The sequence below is a fragment of the Shewanella sp. SM74 genome (genome assembly GCF_025653725.1).
In the GTDB taxonomy this organism is placed as follows: domain Bacteria; phylum Pseudomonadota; class Gammaproteobacteria; order Enterobacterales; family Shewanellaceae; genus Shewanella; species Shewanella oncorhynchi.
This window is the reverse complement of the sequence record NZ_JAKKRZ010000031.1, coordinates 1-26489: the sequence shown is the minus strand read 5'-3', so window position 1 is coordinate 26489 and position 26489 is coordinate 1. Positions and strand designations below refer to the sequence as shown.

Annotated in this window: 17 protein-coding genes; 6 read left to right on the top strand and 11 right to left on the bottom strand. The window is 45.8% G+C overall.

What is annotated here, in order from left to right; all coding sequences use genetic code 11:
* The first annotated feature begins 576 nt into the window (after window positions 1-576).
* From L5M49_RS21280 to L5M49_RS21265, 4 genes are all read left to right on the top strand, one after another.
* On the top strand, window positions 577-2187 hold the full coding sequence (locus tag L5M49_RS21280) for a methyl-accepting chemotaxis protein (protein ID WP_263266812.1): 1611 nt from the start codon (window positions 577-579) through the stop codon (window positions 2185-2187).
* A 284-nt stretch (window positions 2188-2471) separates the two neighbouring features.
* Window positions 2472-3704, top strand: a complete 1233-nt coding sequence (locus L5M49_RS21275) for an efflux RND transporter periplasmic adaptor subunit (RefSeq protein WP_198573561.1) — start codon at window positions 2472-2474, stop codon at window positions 3702-3704.
* Between the two features lie 2 nt (window positions 3705-3706).
* The gene (locus L5M49_RS21270; protein ID WP_263266811.1) at window positions 3707-5740 is read left to right on the top strand and encodes a MacB family efflux pump subunit; all 2034 of its coding nucleotides are present in this window, start codon (window positions 3707-3709) and stop codon (window positions 5738-5740) included.
* Between the two features lie 7 nt (window positions 5741-5747).
* On the top strand, window positions 5748-7199 hold the full coding sequence (locus L5M49_RS21265) for an efflux transporter outer membrane subunit (RefSeq protein WP_263266810.1): 1452 nt from the start codon (window positions 5748-5750) through the stop codon (window positions 7197-7199).
* Between the two features lie 119 nt (window positions 7200-7318).
* Here L5M49_RS21265 and L5M49_RS21260 read toward each other — a convergent pair whose 3' ends face one another.
* The 10 genes from L5M49_RS21260 to L5M49_RS21215 form a co-directional block, all read right to left on the bottom strand.
* A complete protein-coding gene (locus tag L5M49_RS21260) occupies window positions 7319-8461 on the bottom strand; it encodes a site-2 protease family protein (protein WP_173913176.1) in 1143 nt (380 codons plus the stop codon).
* Between the two features lie 231 nt (window positions 8462-8692).
* Entirely contained in the window at window positions 8693-9070 is a 378-nt protein-coding gene (locus L5M49_RS21255; RefSeq protein ID WP_028759298.1) for a DUF4144 family protein, read from the bottom strand.
* 233 nt (window positions 9071-9303) lie between these two features.
* Window positions 9304-10992 (bottom strand): DUF342 domain-containing protein, encoded by a 1689-nt coding sequence (locus tag L5M49_RS21250; protein WP_263266809.1) that lies wholly within the window; start codon window positions 10990-10992, stop codon window positions 9304-9306.
* Between the two features lie 484 nt (window positions 10993-11476).
* Window positions 11477-12520 (bottom strand): methyltransferase, encoded by a 1044-nt coding sequence (locus tag L5M49_RS21245; protein ID WP_263266808.1) that lies wholly within the window; start codon window positions 12518-12520, stop codon window positions 11477-11479.
* A 184-nt stretch (window positions 12521-12704) separates the two neighbouring features.
* Entirely contained in the window at window positions 12705-14027 is a 1323-nt protein-coding gene (locus L5M49_RS21240) for an alkaline phosphatase (protein WP_263181650.1), read from the bottom strand.
* A gap of 74 nt (window positions 14028-14101) precedes the next feature.
* Window positions 14102-15055, bottom strand: a complete 954-nt coding sequence (gshB, locus tag L5M49_RS21235; protein ID WP_263266807.1) for a glutathione synthase — start codon at window positions 15053-15055, stop codon at window positions 14102-14104.
* A 93-nt stretch (window positions 15056-15148) separates the two neighbouring features.
* Window positions 15149-15880, bottom strand: coding sequence for a 16S rRNA (uracil(1498)-N(3))-methyltransferase (gene rsmE, locus L5M49_RS21230; protein WP_263266806.1), 732 nt, complete (start codon window positions 15878-15880; stop codon window positions 15149-15151).
* Between the two features lie 8 nt (window positions 15881-15888).
* Window positions 15889-16665, bottom strand: coding sequence for an endonuclease EndA (gene endA / locus L5M49_RS21225; RefSeq protein ID WP_173913177.1), 777 nt, complete (start codon window positions 16663-16665; stop codon window positions 15889-15891).
* A 129-nt stretch (window positions 16666-16794) separates the two neighbouring features.
* On the bottom strand, window positions 16795-17454 hold the full coding sequence (locus tag L5M49_RS21220) for a SprT family zinc-dependent metalloprotease (protein WP_263266805.1): 660 nt from the start codon (window positions 17452-17454) through the stop codon (window positions 16795-16797).
* Window positions 17455-17612: 158 nt separating this feature from the next.
* Entirely contained in the window at window positions 17613-18767 is a 1155-nt protein-coding gene (locus L5M49_RS21215; protein ID WP_263266804.1) for a hypothetical protein, read from the bottom strand.
* A gap of 330 nt (window positions 18768-19097) precedes the next feature.
* Between L5M49_RS21215 and blaOXA the strand changes: the two genes are divergently transcribed.
* A complete protein-coding gene (gene blaOXA / locus L5M49_RS21210; protein WP_198573570.1) occupies window positions 19098-19922 on the top strand; it encodes a class D beta-lactamase in 825 nt (274 codons plus the stop codon).
* 164 nt (window positions 19923-20086) lie between these two features.
* Here the strand turns inward: blaOXA and L5M49_RS21205 are convergent, their stop codons facing one another.
* Entirely contained in the window at window positions 20087-20998 is a 912-nt protein-coding gene (locus L5M49_RS21205) for a LysR family transcriptional regulator (protein WP_105251501.1), read from the bottom strand.
* A gap of 121 nt (window positions 20999-21119) precedes the next feature.
* On the opposite strand from L5M49_RS21205, the gene L5M49_RS21200 reads away from it, so the two are divergent.
* On the top strand, window positions 21120-25673 hold the full coding sequence (locus L5M49_RS21200) for a biotin carboxylase N-terminal domain-containing protein (RefSeq protein ID WP_263266803.1): 4554 nt from the start codon (window positions 21120-21122) through the stop codon (window positions 25671-25673).
* Window positions 25674-26489 lie beyond the last annotated feature (816 nt).

Sequence of the window (26489 nt, the reverse complement as noted above, 5' to 3'; positions counted from 1 at the left end):
GGCTCATTGCCAAATTTGCTATTACTTCCGAAGTCCTCACTTTATATCCATATAAAGTACCCCAGTTCGGCAATCCTTTCCTCTCGATCATAAGCGCGAAAATCACCGATTTCATTCGCCCCTGCATCTGCAAAAGCTAGTCTGTCGTTCATGACAGAACTCATGCACTCTTTATTAAATCAAGAGGTCTACGTGTTATGCACTAACTCCTAGAGGACGGTGTATTCCTTAGGATTAAGTGTTAATGGTTCGTTATTAAAATCATCAAGTTATGCATAGCTGTATTGTTTAGATTTATGATAAATATTGTAATTAAGTTGTTTATTTGTGGGGAGGGTAAATTCAATTTCATTGAGAAGTACAATCCTTATTAATTGATTAATGTCACGGTTTATATTTTTATGCCATGTTATTGGCAGAATTATTGTAAATATATATTGTTACATTTGTTTCTTTGTTGGTCTTTTTATTGTCAGATAGATAAAATATAATCAGAACGATATGCTGTTTGCTGCTAAAGATTGCCAATATGTTTAGTGATGACTTGTTGAGAGTGTAAAGATGAAAATAACTAGGATGTTAAGTATTCAAAATAGACTTGTGATTACTTTTTCGATCGCTATTGCTTTGATTGTGTTGCTTGGTTTTTTGTCATTATCTTCTATGAAGAATATTCGTAGCGAAGCTGACTTGATTGAAACTAATATTCTTCCTGCAATTACTAGTTTAGGTGATCTAAATAGTAATTTAATGCGTGTTAGAATTTATACTTTACGTATCATCGGTGATGATAATGACGTCGATGTCCGAAATCATGCGTTGAAAATTGATGAGTTTAAAAAAGAAATTAAAAAATATCGTTCTGATTATGAAAAAACTATTTATCTTGATTCTGAACGAAAATTATTTGATGAATTCAGAGTTGCCGAAAATGATTATTATAGGGAGCAAGAGGAAATTATATCTCTTGCTTTGACGAATAAGAGAAGTGAAATTAATAAAATTATTGGTAAAGTTAATTCCTCTGCTGAGAAAATGGCTAGTCTGCTCCGTGATATACTAATGGCTAATAAAGATGCCGCTGATGAGGCTCGTGTTAACTCTATGAAAGAGTATGAAAACAGCTTTATGAGAGTGTTAATCATAGTCAGTATTGCTATATTTTTATCCATTATTATAGCGGTTATATTGTCGCGAAGTATAAATGTACCATTGAATGCAGTTGTTAGTTCAGCAGAAGTCATTGCGCAGGGTGATTTAACGCAGCTGATAAAAGTGGAGGGTTCAGATGAAATAACTCGTTTAGCAAATGCGCTTAAGATTATGCAAGGCAACTTGCGAGAAGCAATTAAACAAATTAGCAGCTCAGCAAATCAGTTAGCTTCAGCAGCAGAGGAATTAAACTCAGTAACAGAAGACTCATCTCGTGGGCTTCAATTACAAAACGATGAAATTCAACAGGCAGCGACTGCTATTACCGAAATGAGTTCAGCAGTTGATGAAGTAGCTAGGACTGCGCAGCAAACTTCTGAAGCATCAATTGAATCAGCAAAATATGCCTCACAAGGAAAAATACGTGTAACTGAGACAACGGCTGTTATTATTGATATGAATAATGAGATGGTTGTAAATACAGAAGTTATTAGCCAGTTAGCATCGCAAGTTGCATCAATTGGTAAAGTATTAGATGTTATAAGAGCAGTCTCTGAACAAACCAATCTTCTAGCGTTAAATGCAGCGATTGAAGCTGCTCGAGCAGGTGAGGCTGGGAGAGGTTTTGCTGTCGTAGCTGATGAAGTTAGAAATCTTGCCCATCGCACTCAAGTATCAACGGGTGAGATTGAACTTATGGTACAACAAGTTCAGTTATCAGCTGAACAGGCAGTAACTTCAATACAGAATACCAGCTTAAAATCAAGTCATGCACAGAATGTAGCAAATCAAGCCGCTGAAACTCTTGAACTAATCACGTCTCGTATTATTTCAATCAGCGACAGTAATCATATTATTGCTAGTGCTGCAGAAGAGCAATCAAATGTGGCTAGGGAAATTGATACCAATATACTTAAAATAAGTGATTTGGCTTCGCAAACTGCCGCGGGATCTCATCAGACAACCGCAAGTTCAATTGAGCTTACTCGTTTAGCTGTTGAGCTAAATGATTTAGTGACAAGGTTTAAGGTTTAACTCTTTTTGGTTGCGAATGATACTTTCTATAGTCTCTGATTTCTTTGGCATGTAGGCCATTTAAGCAATAGCTTAAATGGCCTCGGAATTTTTGGAATGAAAAAGTACAAGATTACCGAGCTTTCCTTGTATATTTCTACACAGATATTTGCAAATCTTTACCTGTTAAGGACACTTCCTTCGTCTACTGTCTTTGGCTAACTCTATATACTGTTGGAACAATTTCAGTTCCTTAGCAAGATGAATGCTTGCTGTCTTTAGCATTGATGGACACGACAATACCGATGAAAAAATCCTCAAAGCGTAAATTGCTGCTCGCGTTAAGCGGCTTAATCCTCCTTAGTGGCGGTGCTTATTTTATGTGGCATAAGCCTGAAACGGCACCTACCTATGTAACTGAAGCGGTGCGCCGTGGCGATATCGAAAACTCAGTACTTGCCAATGGCATGTTGCAGGCATCCAAACTGGTGAGTGTGGGCGCACAGGTATCGGGGCAAATCTTAAGTTTGCCGCTGGCACTGGGTGATGAAGTAAAAAAAGGCGATTTGATTGCTCAGATTGATAGCCTAGCGCAGCAGAATAATTTGAAGGATGCCCTCGCATCACTCAAGAGTATCAATGCTCAGTTCCGTGCTAAACAGGCGCAGATCCGCCAAGCTAAATTGGAATTTAGCCGCCAGCAGCAAATGCTTGCCGATAAGGCCAGTTCTCGTGCCGATTATGAAGTGGCCGATGCTAATCTAACGGTTTATCAAGCCGAGCTTGAGCAATTAGAAGCGCAAAAACAACAGGCTGAGATTAACGTCGACAGTGCCAGAATCGATTTAGGTTATACCAAAATTACCGCGCCGATGGATGGCACTGTGGTGTATTCCGCGGTAGAAGTGGGGCAAACCGTTAACGCTAATCAAACAACACCGACCATAGTTGAAATGGCGCAGCTGGATACCATGACAGTTAAAGCGCAGATTTCCGAAGCCGATGTTGTCAATGTCCATCCGGGTCAAGCCGTGTATTTCACTGTCCTTGGAAAACCGAATCATCCCTACCGTGGCGTTTTGAGGGCGATTGAGCCTGGGCCGATTTCGATGGATGGTGACGATAGCAATATGAGCTCTAGCGACTCAGACGCCATTTATTACCATGGTCTGTTTGATGTAGAAAACCCTGACCGCACCTTGCGTATCGGCATGACGGCGCAGGTGTCTATAGTGTTAGCTAAGGCCGATGATGCGCTATTAGTGCCTGCACAGATATTGCGTATAAAGCCGAGGGAGAAATCCGCGGTGCCAGAGGCTAAGTCTGTCGAGCGTAAAGCCCGCAGCGGCCCGCAATATCAAGTGCCTGTATTAGTTGATAACCAAGTGCAATATGTGGATGTCACTGTGGGGATTAACAATAAAATCAATGCTGAAATCACCGCGGGTTTGAAGGAAGGCGATCAGGTTGTGCTTGGCATGCCGTCTTCCGATGATGGCAGCAGTAAATTACGTCGCCCACCTAGCGTGAGGTTTTAACAGTGACAACGGCATTACTTGAAATTTCAGGTTGTTATCGCACTTTTCAGGCGGGTGAGCAGCAACTCACTGTGCTGAAAGATGTGAACTTGTCGATTGGCCGTGGCGAGATGGTGGCGATAGTAGGTGCTTCTGGCTCGGGTAAATCGACCCTAATGAACATTCTTGGTTGTTTAGATAAGCCGTCAAAGGGCGCGTATTTTATCAACGGCCAAGATACCTCAACGATGGACGTTGATGAGTTAGCGCAGCTGCGCCGCGAGCACTTTGGTTTTATCTTTCAGCGTTATCATTTACTGGGTGATTTGACCGCCATAGGCAACGTCGAAGTGCCTGCTGTGTATGCGGGTAAAGAACGCACGGTGCGTAAAGACAGGGCCGAGCATTTGTTAACGCGTTTAGGCCTTGGCGACAGGCTTGACCATAAACCCAATCAGCTCAGTGGCGGACAGCAGCAGCGGGTCAGTGTGGCGCGCGCTTTGATGAATGGCGGCGATGTGATCCTTGCGGATGAGCCAACAGGTGCACTTGACAGTCACAGCGGCGAAGAAATGATGCAGTTGTTGCAGGAGCTGCACAGCGACGGTCATACCATCATTATCGTGACCCACGATATGCACGTGGCCCAATATGCCGACCGCATTATCGAAATCAAAGACGGCGTGATCATCAGCGATGAGCGCAGTCAGGATAAACAAACGGCTAAGCCACAAAGCTCGACGTCACAAACTTCGACGTCGCAAAGCTCAACGTTACAAAATATGGCGCCACAAAATCCTAGCGGTGCAGTGGCAGCAAAAGATGGCTCGCGTGCGCGGGTGGCTTCGTGGGACAGATATGTCGAAGCGTTTAAAATGGCGCTGGTGGCAATGTCGACCCACAGGTTACGTACTTTCTTGACTATGCTCGGGATTATTATCGGTATCGCCTCTGTGGTTTCTGTGGTGGCCTTAGGTGAAGGCTCGCAGCAGGCCATCCTCAAAAGTATCAGTTCGATGGGGACTAACACGATTGATATTCGCCCCGGTTCTGGTTTTGGCGATAGACGCTCGGCGCGGGTGCGCACCTTAACCGCAACGGACGCCAATGCCCTTAAAAATCTGCCCTATGTTGATAGCGTGACGCCAAGCATTGGCTCTACTGCAACGGTTCGTTTTGGTAATAAAGCGGTATCGGCATCGGTGAATGGAGTGGGGCCTGAGTTTTTCCGTGTAAGAGGGTACGAGTTAGCGCAGGGCCAATTTTGGGATGATGCCAGTGTCGCATCGCTCGCCCAAGATGCGGTGATTGATGACAATACCCGTAAGGAGCTTTTCCCTAACAGTGCAGCCGACAATAACTCGGCGATAGGGCAAGTGATTTTCCTTGGAGATTTACCCGTACGTATCATAGGTGTGACGCAGCCTAAAGAAAGTGCTTTTGGTAACAGCGATGCACTTAATGTATGGGTGCCTTACACCACAGTTTCTGGCCGTATGGTGGGTAAAAACTATTTGGATGGCATCACAGTGCGACTCGATGAAACTGTGCCGAGTAACGCGGCGGAGCAGGGTATTATCACGCTGCTTAAAATGCGACACGGCACGCAAGATTTCTTCACCATTAATACCGATACCATTAGGCAGAACATCGAAAAAACCACAGCAACCATGACCTTACTGATCTCGGCTATCGCGGTGATTTCCCTTGTCGTTGGTGGAATTGGGGTGATGAACATTATGTTAGTGTCTGTGACTGAGCGAACCCGTGAGATCGGGGTACGTATGGCGGTGGGTGCGCGCCAGAGTGATATTTTGCGCCAGTTCCTTATCGAAGCCATTTTAGTGTGTTTGTGTGGTGGCACCTTAGGCATCGCCTTGTCCTACTTAATTGGCGTGGTGTTTGCTCAAACGGGAGGCAGTTTCCAAATGATTTATTCCACCACCTCCATCGTTGCCGCCTTTGCCTGTTCGACCTTAATTGGTGTGCTATTTGGTTTCTTACCCGCCCGAAATGCGGCGCAGTTAGATCCCGTTGACGCATTGGCCAGAGAGTAATAACACCATGAATAATAAACTATTTAATCGACCATTTTCGCCTCGTAGCTGTGCTATTGCTGTTTGCACGGCTTTGGGAATCGCTTTGCTAAGTGGCTGCGGCAGTGTTATGCGTTCAGACTTTGAACCGCCTGCATTGGCAATTCCAGAACAGTGGCAACACACCACAGTGAACGAGCAAGTAAAAGTCGACCCTTGGTGGCAGCAGTTTCATCAGCCCGAGCTCGATAAGCTGGTCAGTCAAGTGTTGATCACTAACAATGACTTAACCCTAGCGACCTTAACGCTGCGTAAGGCACGCTTGCAGGCAGGACTAACGCGGGATGATCTATACCCACAGTTATCGGCAAACCTTGACGCTTCCCGTAATCAGCCACTTGAGGGTGGCGATGCGACTAAGAGTTATCAAGCAAAATTGTCTGTCAGTTATGAGGTGGATTTGTGGGGCAAAGTATCGGCCAATATCGACCAAGCTCAATGGGCTGCGCTGGCGAGCGCCGAAGATAGAGAAAGTACTACCCAAAGCCTAGTGGCGACCACAGCATCCTTGTATTGGCAGATAGGTTATTTAAATCAACGGATTGATTTAAGCCAAAAGAGTATCGAGTACAGTCAGCAAACGCTGGCATTAACCCAAAGGCAGTATGATTCTGGGGCCGTGACGCAAGTGAATGTGCTTGAAGCTCAGCGCAGTATGGCGGGACAAGAGGCTGCCCATAGCCAGCTTATTCAGCAATTAACTGTGGCTAAAAATGCCCTCGCGATATTACTGAATCAGGCACCTGCAGCTGTTCCTGCGCAGAGTTTAGCTTCAGGGGGAACTTGGGTTGAGATTAAGCAACTCCCCGACGTAGCAGTGCCGGACGTTAGCGTGGGTGTACCCGCAGATTTGTTAGTGAGACGCCCAGATGTGAAGGCCTCCTTGTATCAACTGCGCTCCGCCTTGGCGAGTAAAGATGCGACCTATGCGAGTTATTTTCCAAGCCTGAGTTTAACTGGCGGTGTTGGGGAGTCGACCTCTGAGTTAAAAGAGTTGTTACGTAATCCCGTTGGCAGTTTAGGCGCAGGGCTAGTCTTGCCCTTTTTGCAGTGGAATCAAATGCAAATCAATAACGACATTGCCGATATCGATTATCAAACTGCAGTGGTGAATTATCGCAAGACGCTTTATTCCGCCTTTGAAGATGTCGATAACGCGATTTCGGCTAAGCAGCAATATCGCTATCAAGGGGAGAAATTGGCGCAGCAATTCAGTGCCGCGGCAGCCGTTGAAGCCATTTATGAGAGCCAGTACCGCAATGGCGCTATCGGTATTCAGAATTGGATTGATGCCCAAGAGAATCGTCGCAGCGCCGAGGCGGCTTTACTCGAGAATCGCTATAACCAACTCACCGCCCAAGCGACGCTTTATCAAGCCCTTGGCGGCAGCGATATCGCTCCGCCTTTGGCAAAGGAATAGCGCATTTTTGTAAAAGCATCACAGCGCGACAGAAAAATAAAAAACCGCTATTAATAGCGGTTTTTTGTATTGCATCACTCTGGGCAAGTGTTTGAATCTGTGCTTAGCCGTTAAGCGTATTAGCTGCGTAATATTTGCAGCGGCAAGCTGAGCATATCATCGCCCGTTCCCGCTAAGTGCCAGATGATGCCGACTAAGGCACCAACCGTGAGCAAGTACCAAATAACCGAGAAGATTTGCCCGTATCTGTCTAATGGCAGCAGGTGGCTTTGATGGCGAGTGCGCCACTCGAAGATGATTTCTAAGCTGCCAATCAACAGTAAGAAGCCCAATAGCGCTAAGCCTAAGGTGTAGCTGATATACACACCAAAAGCGGCACCGGCGGCGCAGGCGACCAGCCCCATGATACTGTTCATCGAAAAACTAATGCTCTTTAAAATATGGCCGCCATCGAGTGGCAAAATAGGCAATAAATTAAATAGGTTAAGCAGCGCATTAAAGGCGGCAAGGCCAGCAAAAAACACATTGCCTGTTGCGTGGTAAGCAATCAAGGAAGCGATGGACATCAAGAGCCCAAAGGTAGGTCCCATGATAGAAATCACCACATCTTGCCAACGTGTATTAATTTTCTCATCGGAGAGCGCGAGTCCGCCCATAAAGGGAATAAGGTAAATCCCTTTGGTTTTCATCCCAAAATATTTCATTGCGCGAATATGGCCATATTCGTGGAATACCAAACAGGCGATAAGTGCGAGGGCGAATTGGAAGGAGAATAGCCAAGAATAAGCGGCAACACTGGCACCCGCTAACACTACCTTTATGACTTTAGCGCTCTTTAACAGCTTAAAGCCGAGGGAGGCGAGTCCTATCATGCTGATTTTTTGCTGCTTAACGATGGGCGTTTCTGGTGTTTGGCGTTCGATATCTTTCTCTGTCCGTCGCCCTTGGTCGATAATCTTGTCATCCATCAGCAAGCAGTAATCGAGGCGGAAAGGCTGCCAAACGAGATCGGTTTCGAGGCGAACTTGGATTTTAGCTTCTGTCATGGCGATGGCTTGCTCACCACTTTCTGTCACCAATGGGCTGCTGTGGTGGGTGAGCTCAAAGACATGGACTTTGAGGCCGCCATTATCGACGGAAGCTTCTTTTTGTGAGACTAAGGTGTTGTCCCAGTAGAGTTGTTGCCAGCCCGCGAGCGAGCCTTCTAAGCGCAGTTGTTTGCCTAAGCAGTCAATCTTAAGTAGTTCCAATTTCGGTTCCATCTGTTTGTATATTTAGTGCCAACTTAAACGTCATCTCTTGAGTCGACGCAGAAAACGGTTATTTTGGAGTGCATCTTAAGCGCTTTACCGTCTGGCTTAGCGCTGTTGCACCGCGGCAAATTATGCCTGTGAATTGATTATGAGGATATTAGCTTTTAAGGTCATATTGTTTTTTATTGATTAACTGAGTCATTGATAGCCATTTATTATGGCTTATCATGTGTTTGCTGTTTATTCATCGAGGGTACGAACAATTTCGATTCCTTGGGCAATTGTCGTGAAAGCCAGTTTAGCAACACAACATTGTCCTAGTGCTTGGGCATGATTTTGAACCCATTTGATAAATTCATTGAGTGGTAAATCCTGTTTTTGGCGCAGTAATCGAGGTAATTCGCCAACAGGATCTTCATGGATTTTTTGTGGACAGGCACTGATAAGGTATCGTTGCCCTTTGGAGTCTAATAATTGATCGGTTTCGATGAAGTGATGCTGATAGAGACAGGCCAGTTCGAGCCAATCTCTTTGATGTTCTAGGTAAAGTAATTCGTCATTTTGAGTCAGTTTTACAATCGCTGGCCATTCAATACTCGACATCTTAACGCTAGTCATTTCAGATCCTTAGGAAGTTTAAAATGGGCTCTGAGGTATTCTCTGAGATCAATCGGCGGCAGTAGACAAGGATTAGGATTTTGCAAGAAGGTGACTTGGCATACTGCTGCGTGCGTTTATCTGTGAGCAGTATGCCACGCTTGGAGAAGATAGATAGAGGCCAGAACGAGTTCAGAGGTTTGGCTGCCGAGCGAAAGCCGCCTCAGCAATGGCGTTAAGAACCCTAGTGAACCTTATGTGCTCGGTACAGCTTTTGCCTTGGCGTTATAGTCAAAGTTAATCTCTTGATTAACATTGGCAATACAACAAGTGCCGTGTTCACGTGCCGTACGGTGATTTGCTGGACCTATATGCAGCTCAACGTTAAGGAATACGTGTTTAAGCACTTCAATACGGTATTTTTCGTAGTAGCCTTCGACTTCTTGTTTAAAGGTATCGAATTCAAGCTCTTCACGGGTACGTTCGTCCATGATGCGATTCTTCTCATCAAGCATCATCTTGATTTGCTCAATCATAACCGCGTCAGCTTGCCATTCTGACTTGGGGGGCAGTTTATTGAGGCGAGCCTCGATATCTAAACTGGCGACGACCATAGCTTTAACACTCTCATCGAGTAGCTTGAGATCTTGCTTGAGTTCAGCCTGTCCCATTGCGCAGTAAACGTCAGTTTTAGTCCCTGCCGTTGCACCTATGACAACCGCCGTGATGCCTTTTTCAGCGTGTGCGACTCCGCCAACCAGATCGCCACGACGACCGCTAGGATCGCTGACCGTTAAACTGCTGGCGGTTTTGGTATTACTGTGGAGCAACTGTTTAGTGACTAAGATATTACCTTTGGCAACTAATTGAGAATATTGCACAAATTGGGCGCTGATCTGCCCTTGAGAATAGATATTGGTAGAGTATTCATTGGCTTTAATCTGGCGGCCAATGATGCCTTTACTCACAGTGACATCGCCTTCCGCTTCAAGGGTGGCGGAGTCCACAAACCCCATCACGGTAATATCGCCTGAGCTTTTAACTATCATGCCCTCGTGGACATCACCTGTGATTAAAATACTGCCCTTGAAGGTGACATGGCCTGTGCTGATGTCGACGTCTTTAAGTTGCAGTACATCATCGACATTCATACCTGTACGGGTTTCGACGGGTTGCCCCGGCACTGTGGCGATCAGCTTATTGGGATCTTTGGGATGAAAAGCTGTGCCTGTACCCGCTTGAAGCACGGCATCCTTACCAGGTTTTTGTTTAAGGACTTCGCCCTTGATGTTGTAGCCCGGAGTGCCTTCGGTGGCTAAATGTTTAACCATCAAGAGATCATTGGCTTTAACAACGATCATTGCGCCTAAATTGCGCATATCGACACTGCCATCTTCGCGCTCTTGTGGCTGAAGCAAGCGCTCCCGCGCAAGGAATACTTTGCGTTCTAATACCGCATTGAGTCCATTAACAGGGGCTTTGCCTTGGGCTATTTCACTTTGGCAGATTTCCCCTGGCTTGAGTGTGCTGAGTTGCTTTAGTAGAGCTTGAATTTTGAGTTTGCTTAGCCCCATGCAGACGTTGTTTTTTTTGAGATGAGTGAGGATCTCTGGCAAATCTATCTGTTTACCACCCCATGCTGCGGTAAGTTTAAGGCTGGCTTGCATTTTATCGGGACTAATCTCGATAGCTATGCTGCCATCGCGACGTTCGGCCAAAGTAGTATAGAGCTCAAATTTTCCATCGTCTTGATTACAAAGAGAGTTGATTTTAGCGACGGTTTTAGTAATGGCTGGCTCTAGCGGAAACAGGGCGGCGAATTCAGGTAAAGACAACAGGCGCATTATGTCTTCATGGGTGACTGGACCATGGACATTAGGGATCAGGCGCAATTCAGCTTTTGTCTTATCGCTGTTTAGCTCTATGAGTTCAGGGTCCAGCATAGGGGCATTCCTAGTAATTGCGTTTTATTCTTGTTAAGAAGCTGTTTTGAGTATAACAGTAGAAACTTAGGGTAAAGAAGCCTTTTTGGCTGCAAAATCAGCAAATGTTGTCATTTTGTTGTTAATGGTCTATGAGTGAATTTTAAAATAGTTTTTTATAAAAAATTGAGTCCTATAATCAGTGTTATCTCTGGTTTTATAACAAAAATTACTGAATAAACCACAACTTATATTGATTTTAGGTTTAACCATTATTTTGATGTTTTAAATCGAATCCCTATGTTAGGAACGGCTGTTGAGTGACTATAAGTGAGAGATTGTCAGAATCGCTGGCATGCGGCAGATCACAATATTGAATTTTGTAACACGATGAAAGGGAGGTTTTATCTGCAAACAAACAAACAGGGATTGGGATAAGAGTGAGTGGCTGGTGTCGACAATAACGCGCTTCTGCGAAAGCATCTGCGCGTTATTAATCAAACAGCTATTTGTGCTGGAAGTAATACAATTTGTACTTGTTGTTATCGGCAACCACTTTCAATTGGCCAAATTCGGCGGCGATAATATCGGAATAGGGCAGGTGGCGATTGGCGACTATTTGCCAAATACCATTATGTTGTAATTGCTTAGCGCTATCGGTGACAAAGTTCTGCGCTATGCTGGTGGTGCTGGCGAGGCCATCATGAAACGGCGGATTAGAGATAATGCCGTTAAATTTTCCTGCAGTTTGCGCGAGCCCATCGGACGGATACACTTTGGCTGTCATGCCATTGGCCGCCAGGGTGAGTTCGCAAGAAGCTAACGCCATGGCATTAATATCAACGCATTCTAGGGATAGGCTCGGTTGTGCTTTTAGTAGAGCGGCGGTGATCACGCCTGCGCCGCAACCAAAATCGAGCACTCTGCCCGAGAGTGTTGGTAGGTGTGACAATAATAATTCAGTGCCGAGATCTAACCGTTTTTCGCTAAATACCCCGACTAAATTACAGATACTGATCTCGCCTTGCGGCGTTATGAGTTGATACTGACTGACCCAGTCGCTAAGTTTCATTGCCGGGGCGCTGCCCTCTAAATTGCTACCAAATAGTAGGCAGTGGCGGGCGTTATCGAGCTTCATCCCCGTCGCAAAATACTCAGGCAAGAGTTTAACTAAAGACTTAATGCCGCCTTTGTTTTCCCCAACGACTAATAGCTGGCCGTTAGGCACAAGATGGCTGGCGGCGAGGTTAAACAGATAGGGTGCGAGGGGTTTAGCCTTGGGGAAATAAACGATAACCGTATCGTACTTTTCTGGTGTAATTGGGTCTTGATGTGGCAGTTCGTGGCCGAAGTAGCAACGCAGTTTTGAATTCGCGTGCGGCGCTAAGTGTAAATAATGGTGATAATCCAAGGCGAGGGCATCGACCGAGGCCGCGACATCGAGCAGGGCTTTTGGCAGTAGATCGGCTTCATGATTGAGCACTAACACCTTATGTTGGCTTAGGCTGTCTTGATTACGAATAATGACTTGCGATGGATTAGTTAACACAGTTACAGGCACCTATAAACTTAAGTGTGGGCATTATACCCGTTATTCACGCCCGAGCCAGTTTGCATCGAATCACTGCGCTAAGACCTAATAAAATCCCTAATAAAAAGGCCCAATAAAAAAGGCAACTGCATTATGCGGTTGCCTTATGTGATTGCCTTTAATAAACGGAATCGATTAACGCTTAGCTTTTAGGTTTCTTCGGTTTTGGCAATAAGCTGAAAATCTTATTGGCGATATCAGTATTGTCTTGATGGCCGTTAAACAGCTCAGATGCGGGACCTGCGGCAAACACTTGTACGTCTGTGCCTGTATGGCCGTCGGTTGTCCAACCCGTATCAGTTCGCTTATCAATAACATGGCGAATTGCAACCGCTATGGTTTCTAACCCCTGCATTCTGGCGACCGTTAATTTTGCGATTTCTTCTTCGTTGAGCTCAAAACCTAAACCGCGGGCAAGATCAGCCTGCCATTGTTCACCGCTGATGGCGGCTAAGGCTAATGTGTCGGTACTGGCTGAAATGTTACGTAGGATTTCAGGGTTCCAGTTGTAGTTTCCATCGACGCCAATCGATAGGCCGCCGGTATTATGGTCGGCGGTGATCACCATCAGGGTATCAGGATGTTCACGCACGAATTGCTCAACCACTTCAATGGCATTGGAGAATTCATCCATTTCACCCATGGCTGTAGCTATGTCGTTATTGTGACCCGCCCAGTCGATGAGGCTTCCTTCGACTAACAGTACAAAACCTTGGTCATTCTGCGACAGTAAACTGAGCGCTTTTTGGGTTAAAGTGCTGAGTTTTTTCGCATCTTTTTCATCAATCGCCCAAGGTAATTGGACTTCGGCAAACAAGCCTAGCACTTTAGGTTGGGTGATGCTGGCGAGATCTTCAAAACGAGTAATATGTTGATAACCTTTGGCTTTAAATTGCGCTAATAGCTCAGGGGTAAAGTATTTTTGACCACCGCCTAAGAATACATCGGCGTTAGTTTCTAGATAGCTGAGTGCCAAAGCATCGTAGTTTTTACGGCTCTCATTGTGGGCTAAAAAGGCTGCAGGCGTGGCGTGGTTTATCTGGGATGTAACAGCCACACCAGTGCTGAGGCCAAGGGATTTGGCTTTTTCGAGTATGGTCGGCAGCGGTTGCTTTTGGGTATCGACCGAGATCGCCCCATTGTAAGATTTAACGCCAGTGGCGAGCGCTGTTGCTGCCGCGGCTGAGTCGGTAACATAACCACTGACACTGGCGGGATAAGTGCTCGCCATACCTACAAGTAAACGGTCGAATACGGTTTGTTCGACTTCCTCTGTGTCAGGATTATCTTTGTAGTAACGGTAAGCGCTAGTGTAAGACGGTCCCATACCATCACCTATCATGATGACAATGTTTTTGGGACGCGACGGTGCTTTCGTTGGACCTGTTTCTATGTTGGCCCAAGTCGGAGTCGATAGTAATAAACCTATGCCGAGTAACAAGAATGGCGCTTTGGTGAAACTCATATCACATCCCTAGAAAGTGGCTAGGCGCTTGTGATGTCAAAGCGCCTTAAATCAACAAACTCGTTGGTAAATTTTTATGCTTTGGTGTTCATGCGTGCTTCAATAGCATCCATTAACATGCCGGTGATGTCGACATTAAATGCTGCTTGGATCTCACGGATACAAGTTGGACTAGTTACGTTGATCTCAGTCAGCTTGTCACCAATGACATCGAGGCCGACAAAAATCAGTCCACGCTTTTTAAGTTCTGGACCAATGGCACGGGCAATTACCCAATCGCTGTCGGATAAAGGTTGAGCCACACCGCTTCCGCCTGCCGCTAAGTTACCACGGGTTTCGCCTTTCATTGGGATACGCGCCAAGGCGTAGGGCACAGGCTCACCATCGACCACTAAAATGCGTTTATCGCCTTTGGTTATCTCAGGGATAAAGGCTTGCGCCATGGCATATTGTTGGCCATAGCTGGTCAAGGTTTCTATGATGACCCCAAGGTTTGGGTCGTCCTGCTTCACGCGGAAAATCGAGGTGCCGCCCATACCATCAAGTGGCTTAAGAATAATATCGCCCTTCGCTTGGTGGAAAGCGCGGATACGTTTGGCATCACGGGTTACGATCGTTTCTGGCGTGAATTCGCTAAACCATGCGGTAAACAGTTTCTCGTTAGCATCACGTAAGCTTTGTGGCTTGTTAACGATCAACACGCCTTGTTCTTCGGCGCGTTCAAGCATGTAAGTTGCGTAGATAAACTCAGTATCGAATGGCGGGTCCTTACGCATTAAGATCACGTCGAGTTCGCTCATCGGCGTGTCTTGAGATTCACCTAGTTCAAACCATTTGCTCGCATCATTGAAAACAGTTAACGGACGCATATTGGCCATAGCCACACCGTTGACCATGGCAAGATCGGCCATTTCCATATAAAACAGCTGATAACCTCTTTCCTGCGCGGCCATTAACATGGCAAAACTGGAGTCTTTCTTAATGTTGATCTCACTGATGGGGTCCATCACTATGCCGAGTTTTATCATTAATCTGTTCCTTATTTGTCGCCGTTTGCAGGCAAAAAAGCATTTATTGGATAATGGGGTGCCATACCACCGCTGTGTGCGGCTGTGGACGGTCTAGCCTAAATCACCAAATCTGAGTTGCAGTGCCGTAATGGCGGTGAGCGAGGCGGTTTCGGTGCGTAGCACTCTGGGGCCAAGCAACACATCGGTAAATTGATAGGTTTCTGTCATGGCGATTTCTTCCGCCGACAAACCGCCTTCTGGGCCAATTAATAGTCGCACGCGGGTATGGGCCAAATCTAAGCCATTGATACCGTGTGCGGCACGTGGATGCAAATTGAGTTTAAGCGCTGAGGTAGGCTCAGTGCACCAATCGTGTAAGTCCATCGCTGGGCGAACCACGGGCACTTGGCTGCGTCCCGATTGCTCACAGGCGCTCACGACGATCTTCTGCCATTGCTGAATTTTTTTCTCTAGGCGTTCGCCGTTGAGTTTCACACCGCAGCGATCGGAAAACAGCGGCGTAATCGTATTCACGCCAAGCTCGACCGATTTTTGAATGGTGAACTCCATTCTATCGCCACGGGAAATCACTTGGCCTAAGTGTAAGTTGAGTGGCGACTCAGATAAATTGGCCTCACAGGAGAGCAGTTTTACTGTGACATGCTTCTTACCTGCGTCAACAATTTCAGCAAGATAATCATGGCCATCGCCATTAAATAGACTGATATGTTCGCCGTTGCCCATGCGTAGCACCTTGCCGATATGGGCCGCGCCATCTTCGTCTAAGTTCAACTGTTGATTGATGGCTAATGGCTGAGGTTGATAAATTCTTGGGACTCTCATTGTCGACCTTATTCGGCTAATTGTTGACGCTGTGGTGGCGCATTACAGGCATTCTGCACAAAGGGGTTATGGTTACCTTGGGTTTGCGCTATGGCGTTATCACGTTTGCACTCAATAGTATCAACTGGATAGGTTTTATCCCATGCCTTAAACAATTTTAATTGGCTTGAGGCGATTTTAAGACCATAGGTCTGCTGCATATAGAGGTAGGTTCTGGCTATCTTACCGCGGGTATTCGCGGGAGGTTGTGCTTGACGATTCTTAAAGTCGACTACCATAGCACATTGGCCATATTGGTCGGCCTTACCGTTCCATTGGCTAAATCGGAAGTTGCTGCGATCGCCATTGACCTCACCAATTGCGGGTACCAAATTATGCATGTCCGATTCCATTTTATTAAATTCATTACTGTTATCGGCACAGTTTTTACGGCCGCCCTTTTGCCAGCATTGGAGTTGATGGCCAAATTCCCAGGCGGGGACTATGTGTTCCCACTCGATACGGTTGGCGCGTGTTTCCTGCTTACGGACTTGATAACCACAGCTGGCGAGATCGGGTTTCCACGATTTGCCTTTGATCTGAATTTCACAGCCACAGTAAAAGCTGACTGCGGGCAGAGTACCTTGGCGACTGCCTGCGTAGAGCGCCTGTGACTTGGTTTTCGCTTGGCTGAAACTGCTGGGATGTGACACTGAGGCACTTGCGGGCACAGATAAGGTCGCCGCCCAAGTGATTAGGCACAACAAAAGTCGCCGTGAATTAACGGTTAAAGAAGCTATGTTCAAAATTTATCCCAAAATAACAAACACTACGCGAGCCTTTGGCTCGTCTTTTATGGCGTGATGGTAAGGGAAATATCGCTGTTTATGCAAATTGAGTCGTACTTAGGTGGGAGTTTTGTTTGCTGAAAGTCGCTAGATCGCAGTTAAATGGGTCTTACAGCGTTTACAAATATAACGACTTTCACCACGCAGCACCTTGTTATGGCGGCGAATACTCAGTCGAATCGGTCCACAGGCGCAGCGATACTCAACATCGCGACTCGTAACTGAAGTGGTATTAAAGCTATGTGTGGTACTCGGATTGACCTTAAATACCGTTAACATCAAAGATTGCCATTCTTTACCGTGGGGCTTGGTTTTGCCAAAAAGCTGAAAACACAGCAAATGACAAATTTCGTGGGGGACGACCTCAGTCAGAAATGCCTCGCTGTTTTCGCGTAGCAATACAGGATTGAATCGCAAGCGATTCTGTTGCAGATGAGCCGTACCCGCGCTCTTACCCCTTAGACTAAATTGAGTGACTGGGCGTGGAAAAGTGCGCTTAAGCGATATCTCGGCCTCTTGATAACAGGCTTCAATTCGCTCTAGTACTTGAATTTGTAGTGACGAGAGTGGGCGTGATGAACCGGTGAAAATATGTGCCTGAGTCGGATTGGGTGCAGGTGGACTCGTTATCACCTGCGACTTATCTTGGCTTTGGCCCAAGGCTGCGTACGTCGATTTTGTCAGTGGGGCAAGTGCTTCACTGCTGCGACGGCGTAAGGCATTGAGTAAGTCTGCAGGTTTCAACATAGGGTTAGCGTTGGATCTCGTCGGTTAAAGATAAAATTGAGTGCTTAAAACTTATCGGTGATTAAGCCTGCCTAAGCGTTCACATCAGAAGCGTTCGCATCATAGCGAACGCTATCTGACAATGCCAGTTTCAGCCTGTTTCAGGAAATGTGACTTGGCTATAAACTCGCTGCCGCCTGCATCACCATAGTGCGTACTTGCTCGACTATGGCTTGCTCTGTATCGGCATCATAGCCTTTGACTCTTGGTGTGTGAATGTGGCCGACCTTGGCATGGCTATTAAACTTTTGCTGCAAGACTATGGCGCGATAGGAGATTTCATTAGAGAGATAACCGCCGCCAGAGCCTTCGACTGAGGTTTCGTTTTGCAGTTCGTTTAATGATGTTGCACTAAATTCGCCGCGGGCAAGGGTAGTGACAGTATGGTTATCATTGACTTTCCATTGACCATCTTTGACTTGCATAGCCGAAACAGGCAGTGAAAATTCCACAAATTCGGGGCCGATAAAATCGTTACCATTAAGCTTTGGGGCAACCGGTGCGGTTTTAGTGCCGCCAGTGAGTACGTTTTGGTTATCGGGCGCCGCTGCGCTGCGGTTTCGCCCTGGGAAGCGTTCAATATCAAAATCAGTTCGGCCCATGCTAACGGTGAACACAAAATGGGTTTTAGGATCGCGATAAATCGGGCTCAATAGCGACTCGATAAGTCCTTGATCAAAATCTGCAAAACGCACTGGCACCATAGCGGTTTCTATTTGCGCCGTTTTACCATTAATTTCAAAGCGAAAACCATCCAAGGCGAGGGCGACTAGACCTGAAGGATTGCTCTGGGTGATATCTTTGTCGAGGAAGAAAGGATCGAAACCCGTGAGGAATATTTTGATTTGGATATCATCACCATATTGAATATCGCTAAAACCCCGTGAGGCCTTTTCAACCGCACTCATTAATATGTCTTGTTGCCAATCGGCCATTTTAAAGTTGGCGCTGGTGGTTTTTAGACTATTAAGCATGGCAAGGCGAGCCCAGTATAAAGGTCGGTCGTCAAAATGCCCTGACTGTACATCGCGGACAGCTTGTTGCCACAATCTGTGTCCTTGGCGCGCCGCTAATTGGGTGGCGTCAACTTCGTTTTTCTTTGAGCTCAGCTGAGCCAGACCATCGTCAAGTGCTTGATAGCGAGTGACTACGTCGCCTATGGTTTTTTCGGCTGTTGGTAGGCGGGAAACTTCAACGTCACCAAATAACTGCACGGCACTGGCTGTAGTCATTAAGCTGGTGGTGAGGATGAGTGTTAACACTGGCTTCAACATGTTTGGCTTCCCTGTAGTGATTAGACGTTATTCATTGGAAATAATAATTATTTTTTTCATTCGGATAGGCTCTTATGCCAAAAAGTATGCACTACAAGCTGAGGGTAATAAAGTTAAGCTCAGTGATCTTTGTCATCTTATGCCAATATCTTCTATCACAAATCATATGGCGCTAGCATTAATCCATCTGCAACAGTGCAATAGGGTCTAGTTTGCCTCTTTTTTGCCACAATTGGTCAGCAGTTTGCTAGGGCTTGCCAAAACCCTAAGTGATAGCCTTAATCACTTTTTTAGTTCATTGGATTGTTTGTTTTTCTACAAGGAGACTTTATGCGTTTGTTCACCATATCGGCTGTGCTGGTGATGTCGTCTATTTTAGTGTCGTCAAGCTTAGTGGCGCCGACTTTTGCATCTACTACAGCTAAGGAGTGGCAAGAAACCCGCAGTTGGGATGCCAGTTTTACTCAGCACCAAACTAAAGGCGTAGTGGTGTTATGGAATGAAAACAAGCAACAGGGATTCACTAATAATCTTAAACGTGCCAATCAAGGTTTTTTACCTGCATCGACGTTTAAGATTCCTAACAGTTTGATCGCGCTAGAGCTTGGCGTGGTGAAGGATGAGCATCAAGTCTTTAAGTGGGATGGTAAAAGTCGAGATATCGCAACTTGGAATCGTGATCATAACCTTATTACTGCAATGAAGTATTCGGTTGTGCCTGTCTATCAAGAGTTTGCTCGCCAAATTGGTGAGGCGCGTATGTCGAAGATGATCGCCTCGTTTGATTATGGTAATGAGGATATTTCGGGAAATTTGGATAGCTTTTGGTTAGATGGTGGCATACGAATTTCGGCTACAGAGCAAATCGATTTCCTACGTAAGCTTTATCACAACAAGATACACGCTTCTGAGCGCAGTTTACGTATTGTTAAGCAAGCCATGCTGACTGAAGCGAATTCTGACTATATTATCCGTGCGAAAACCGGTTATGCAGTCAGAGCAGAACCAAGCATTGGCTGGTGGGTAGGTTGGGTTGAACTCGATGATAATGTATGGTTTTTTGCGATGAATATGGATATTCCCGACGCGGCAGGTTTACCATTGCGTCAAGCCATTACTAAGGAAATCTTAAAACGGGAACACGTTATTCCTTAGCCCATGCTAGGTAGCGTAAGCATAGCGTATCTAAACCTTGCGAGAATTGCGTATGAAACGGCCTACTTAGCTGACATCAATCGTGATACTGAAAGCCTAGACTCAGATCTAGGCTTTTTTATTGGGTTTTCTTGAAACAGGCTTCCTTGATGCGACGGGAAACGTTAACCCATTAGGGATTGCAGGCTTTCTTGGCTGCTGAAGCGTTTTACAAAGAAGTCTAAGAAGACACTGATGTTGGTGGCCAGTTGGCGTCTGCTCGAATAAACCCCATAAACCTTAAAAGGTTCAATCGGCCATTCCTGTAAAATCGGTACTAGCTGTCCATTAGCAAGCTCGGTTTTACAGGCTGAATTGGATAACATGGCGATGCCAAAATCATCTATGGCTAATTGCTTCACCATTATCGGGCTGTTGACCCTCACTTTACGCTGAAAGTTCGCCATGGTTTTACGCGAACCTTTACCCAATGGCCAAATTGGTGCTGAGCGAGAAGTCCCCAATAAAATCCCACTGTGCAGGCTGAGTTCCTTTGGGGTCGCGGGTGTGCCTTTGAGTTTTAAGTATGCAGGGCTTGCCACTAAAATTGGCTGGCGTTCAAACAGTAATCTTGCGACTAAGTCCGACGATTGAAGTGGACCATATTTGATGGCTATGTCATATCCTTCACCGACTAAACCAATATCGTTGTCGGTAAACTGGACATCTAATTCAACATTGGGATATAAACGCATAAATCCGCTACAGAGGTTAGCGATAAGTTCTTGGCTAAATGACACAGGGATTGCAATGCGTAATGATCCTGACACATCATCGTGAGTATTCTCGATAACTGCCTTGGCCGCTTCTACCTCATTGCGAATCGAATCACAGTGTTGATAAAAGAGTGCCCCGATTTGGGTCAAACTCAAATTACGGGTGTCGCGCTGTAGTAATCGCACGCCAAGTTGTTCTTCTAGCTGCGCGATTTTGCGACTTATGGTGGATTTTGGGTGGCCGGTTTCACGTGCAGCTTGGGAGAATCCCTTCGCTCTAACTACGGCTGCAAATAGCATCATACCGTTTAAATCTGGCATGTTATTCCCACTGTCTCATATTTGGAACAAAGCGTCCTATGCAGTTTAATGGCATTTGACGGGATAACAAAGTTATATTTATTGGCTAAAAATTTTCAGAGGCTAAGCAGAGGATCTTTTGATGACCAGCAATAATCAGCCCAAACACATGACTCAAGCCCAAACGCCCGATCCGCTTTTTTTACAGGCCGAGCATTTGGCAAAAGATTTTTCTCTGTTTCCTAAGCACAGTAAACAGAGTTTATCGGAAGAAATTAAAGGTCTTTTAAATGAGGATGCTATTCAAGCAAACTTAAAAGACTTGGCATCTTTAGATGTCGACGGTTACGTTGCTAAAGTGATCCAGCCGACCCAAGATAAAGGTCGTCCTGGTGCAAAACGTATTATTGCCGATCTTAAAGGTCGTTTGATTACGGAAACTCACTTGGGCTCTTTTTACAGTGCTGAGGTCGAGCTGAACTTTGGTTCACGCACTCGTCGTATTGGCTTTATTGCCCAAGAACGCACTACCGCTAACGGTGCTTGGATGCCTGAGCATCATTACGCCGCTTGTAAAGCAATTCGTCATTTCGCCGAATTGTCTATGCCTATTATCTATTTAATTGATACCCCAGGGGCGGATGCTGGCGAAATCGCTAACAGCCAAAACCAAGCGCATTCAATTTCTAAAGCCATCGCAGAAAGCGCCAACGTTGACGTACCGACAGTCGGTATCGTAATTGGTGCTGGTTATTCTGGTGGCGCAATTCCATTAGCTGCGGCGAACATTCTGTTGTCGTTGCGTGACGGTATTTTCAACACGATCCAGCCACAAGGTCTGCAAAGTATTGCTCGTAAGTACAACTTATCTTGGCAAGAATGTGCGAAATCTGTGGGTGTATCACCAGAAGAGCTTTATACCTCAGGTTGTATCGACGGTATCATCGACTTTTCACCGGGCGATCGTGACGAGCGTCAGCACAATCTGCGCCGCGCTATTATTAGCAGCGTAGAAGCGGTTGAGCGTGCAGCGATGAATTTTGTGCGTGAATCTAAAGATTTACGTGAGCATTATGATCGCAGTTTAACTCGTTTCCTTAATCCATCTAAAAACTTGATGGCTTTGGAACTGAACGCAGAATTGGCTGTGGCAACGAGCCCGACCAGTCACCATAACTTGTTCGGTAGCGCCTATCGCTATTTGCGTTATTTAACGCTACGTAGCCGTATCCATTCTATTTCTCAAGAGCAATATGGTCGTCTGTCACGTGCTAGCGTGCCAGAAGGTGATCTGTTGGCACGTATTCAACAGGAACAAGACCGTGTGTTCCAAGCTTGGTTGTCTAACCCTGACAAGCTAGTTTATGACGAAGATTTGAATAAATTGTGGACTAACTTTGTCGCTAAACGTGACGAAGTCTCTACCGAGCGTAACATGCTGACACGTTTGATTTTGGGTGAGCCAAAAGAGAACTATAAAAAAGCACGTAAGGCGCTGTTATTCAACATCAGTTGGTCTTTATATCACCGTTGGAAAAGCAATGCGGCTAACAACTTTAAAGGGCTGATTCAGCACTTAGAAAGTTTGCCAAAGTCTGTGACTCAAGCTAAATGGCCTGAGCTGAATCAGCTGACTGTGCTTGATGTGGTGGTAAATGAAGAACTGCGTGAAGACTTTATTTGGCAATGCCATAACATTCTGATCTTCAATGCCTTGTATGACAACGTTGTGGGCAGCTTAGCGTCAATCGCTAAAGAAGCCATGATGTCGAAGAGTTTGTCACGTAACTCAGTGAACAACCTGTTGCACAAGTCAATTGACCATGCATTGTCGACGCAAGATACCTCGAACGACAAAGCTAAGTTCTATAAGTGGCTCAAGTATTTTATGGGTCAATCGAACCGCGCCGATTTGTTGGTGCGAGTAGAGCAGTGGAAGAGTGTGGGTTTCCCACAACTTAACGACAGTCTATTCGTGGTACTGACTTACTTCTTCGAGCGTTTACTGCCTGAGTATTTCGATAGTGAAAGCGATACCAGCAAGTACACTGGCGCGATCAACCCTGTGCGTATCGGTCGTCGTAAGGACTTCTGGAACCGCTTGACCATGGGTTATCAGGATCTATTGATCCAAAAAGTGCTGCGTGACGAAAAACGTAAAGGCAACATGACTTGGGAAAATGTGGTGAAGCAGTTCTTTACCCATTTCGAAGAGATCAACGGCGACAAGATGTCGGCTAACTTGCTCAACTTCCCTGGCTTCCGTTTATCGATTGAAGACGCATTAGATAAAGGCATTCGCCCATGTGGTTTGATCACAGGTATTGCTGACTTTAAAGAAAAAGGTCAAAAAGTGCGTGTGGGTGTGGCTGTGTCTAACACCGCATTCCAAGCGGGTGCATTCGATATGGCCAGTGCTGAGAAATTCTCTGCACTATTAATCGAGTGTGCTAAGCGTAAATTACCCGTTGTGTGCTTTATCAGTTCAGGCGGTATGCAGACTAAAGAAGGCGCCGCGGCGCTATTCTCTATGGCTGTGGTGAACGATCGTATCACGCGCTTTATTCGTGATAACGAATTGCCAGTACTGATGTTTGGTTTTGGTGACTGTACTGGTGGTGCGCAGGCGAGTTTTGTGACTCACCCATTGGTGCAAACTTACTATCTGTCTGGTACTAACATGCCGTTCGCAGGTCAAATGGTGGTGCCAGCTTACTTACCATCAACGGCAACGCTGTCTAACTACTTGTCAAAAGTACCTGGCGCAATGGCGGGCTTAGTCCATAACCCATTCAGCGACAATTTAGACTCTCAGTTAGCGGGTATCGATCCTCTGATGCCAATGCCTTCGGCAAAAATTAACGACGTGATCATCAATGCACTGTCGACCTTAGTGGTTGAAGCTACTGTTGAAGAAGAAGTGATCGTGCAGAACGATCCACGTAAGTTAATGAAGCCAATTAACAAAGTATTGGTTCACGCCCGTGGTTGTACTGCGGTGAAACTTATTCGCAAGGCGCATGACAATAATATCAATGTGGTATTAGTGGCGTCGGATCCTGATATGACGTCAGTCCCCGCGGATATGCTTAAAGAAACTGACAAGTTAGTTTGTCTTGGTGGTAACACCTCGGACGAAAGTTACTTGAACGCATACTCAGTGCTGAAAGTGGCCGAATATGAACAGGTTGATGCATTGCATCCTGGTATTGGTTTCCTATCAGAAAGCCCACAGTTTGCTGCATTGTGTGTGAATAACGGTGTTAACTTCGTCGGTCCTAGCGTGCATTCAATGACGACTATGGGTAACAAGTCGAACGCAATTAAGACATCGCAAGCGCAAAACGTACCTGTTGTGCCTGGTTCGCACGGTATTCTGACCAATGCTGAACAAGCCGTAAACGTGGCGAGCGAAATCGGCTATCCAGTACTGCTTAAAGCGGTACAAGGTGGTGGCGGTAAAGGTATTCAGGTTGTAAAACGTCCTGAAGACATGATTGGTTTATTCCAAAAAACCGCAACTGAAGCGGCCGCTGCCTTTGGTAACGGTGACTTGTACTTAGAGAAGTATGTGACATCACTACGTCACATCGAAGTGCAGTTACTGCGAGATAAGTTCGGCAACGCGAAAGTATTAGGTTTGCGTGACTGCTCGGTTCAACGTAATAACCAAAAAGTGGTCGAAGAATCTGGCTCAACTATGCTGCCGGATGAGCTGAAGCGACAAGTGCTGGCTTATACCCGTGCCTTAGGCGACGCGACCGATTACATGGGCGCAGGTACCGTAGAGTTTATCTATAACTTAGATGCGAACGAAGTCTACTTTATGGAGATGAACACGCGTTTGCAGGTTGAGCATCCTGTCACGGAAGCGACTTCAGGTATTGATATCGTTAGTGCGCAGTTTGATATTGCCGCTGGCCGTTCAATTGCAGCGTTAGAGCCTAAAGAAATTGGTTATGCGATGGAAGTACGTGTGACGGCTGAGAAAGCGGCGCTCGATAGCCATGGCATACTGCAGCTGATCCCAAATCCTGGCAAGATCACTGAGTGTGTGTTCCCAGATCATCCAGATGTGGAAATCATTTCGATTGCTGCGCCAGGTAAAGAAGTATCGCCATACTACGATAGCTTGATTGCGCAAATCATCATGCGTGGTGAAAACCGTGAGGATGTAATTGCCAAACTGTACGAATACTTAAACAGTGTAGTGCTGAAAGGCATCGCGACTAACATTCCGTTACTCAAGCTGATCTTGAAAGATGGTACCTTCAACGAAGGTGTTTACGACACTAACTATCTGCCACGCTTAATGGCTGAGCTCGATATTCCTGCGTTGATCGCAGAAATGGAAGCTGCCGCTGAAACTGCGGAAGTAGACACTGAGTCACTGCGTGTTGGCGAAAGTAACGAACTGAAAGTGTTAGCCCAAGGCGCTGGTATCTTCTATACCTCTTCTGCACCGGGTGAAGCGGACTTCGTGAAAGAAGGTGACATAGTCACAGTCGATCAAACACTAGCACTAACAGAAGCGATGAAGATGTTCTCGCAAGTGACCTTAGCCGGCTTTAACCGTCAGAGTGCGATTCTGTACCCTGAAGATAAGAAGTATCGTATAGAGCGCATCCTGAACAGCAATGGTCAGCAAGTGTCTCAAGGCGACTTACTGTTCGTGGTCTCGCCTGTTGAAGAATAAGCTCAGCGTTTAACGCCATAGCTGAATGAGAAAATACCCGCCATTGGCGGGTATTTTTTTGCTTCTAAATTATTGCCACTATGCCACTAAATTTTCTGTCATTAAATATAGGTAAGCGAACATGCCACTCTTAATGTGCATGACGTTTTTGACAAATCAACTTAGCTTTAATAGATAAGCTCATCGCTAACAAGTGGCCAATCTCAGCTCTGTGCAATACGACCTGTATCTCTGATTAAGTTGGCAAAGAATCTCTTTAATCTGTCATTCGTCAATTTATCAGAACAAGCAGCATCAAGTACCCACCTCTGGCCTCGAGAATCAACGGAATCTCCATGCTTTATTCGTAGTAATAGAGGTTCATCAAACTTCATTTTAAGTTGAAACTGAGTCTAAAATGAGCTGGGTGTGGATAACTTTGGGGGTAGGTGGTGGGTATGGTGTGGCTAGATTAGATAATTAGAATTAACTGCAAATTTCCTTAAAATAGGGGTTGCACAAAATCTCCTGCTCCCTATAATGCGCATCCACTGACACGGCAGACAGCGTTAAGCAGCCTGATGTGACAGTTCATCAATGAGTTTATTGATTGATGAGTGTTAAGAAAGTTTGCAAAAACTCCTTGACGCGAAACGGGAAATGCGTAGAATACGCAGCCCTAGCCAACTGGAAGCGTTCGACGCTCAGTGTGGTACTCAAGTTCTCTTACGAATATTGAGTTGCTCTTTAACAAGATAAAACAAGAAATCTGTGTGGACACTCACAGGTGTTGAGTTAATCGAAACTGCTTAACCTTCGGGTTGGCAGTCAAAAATT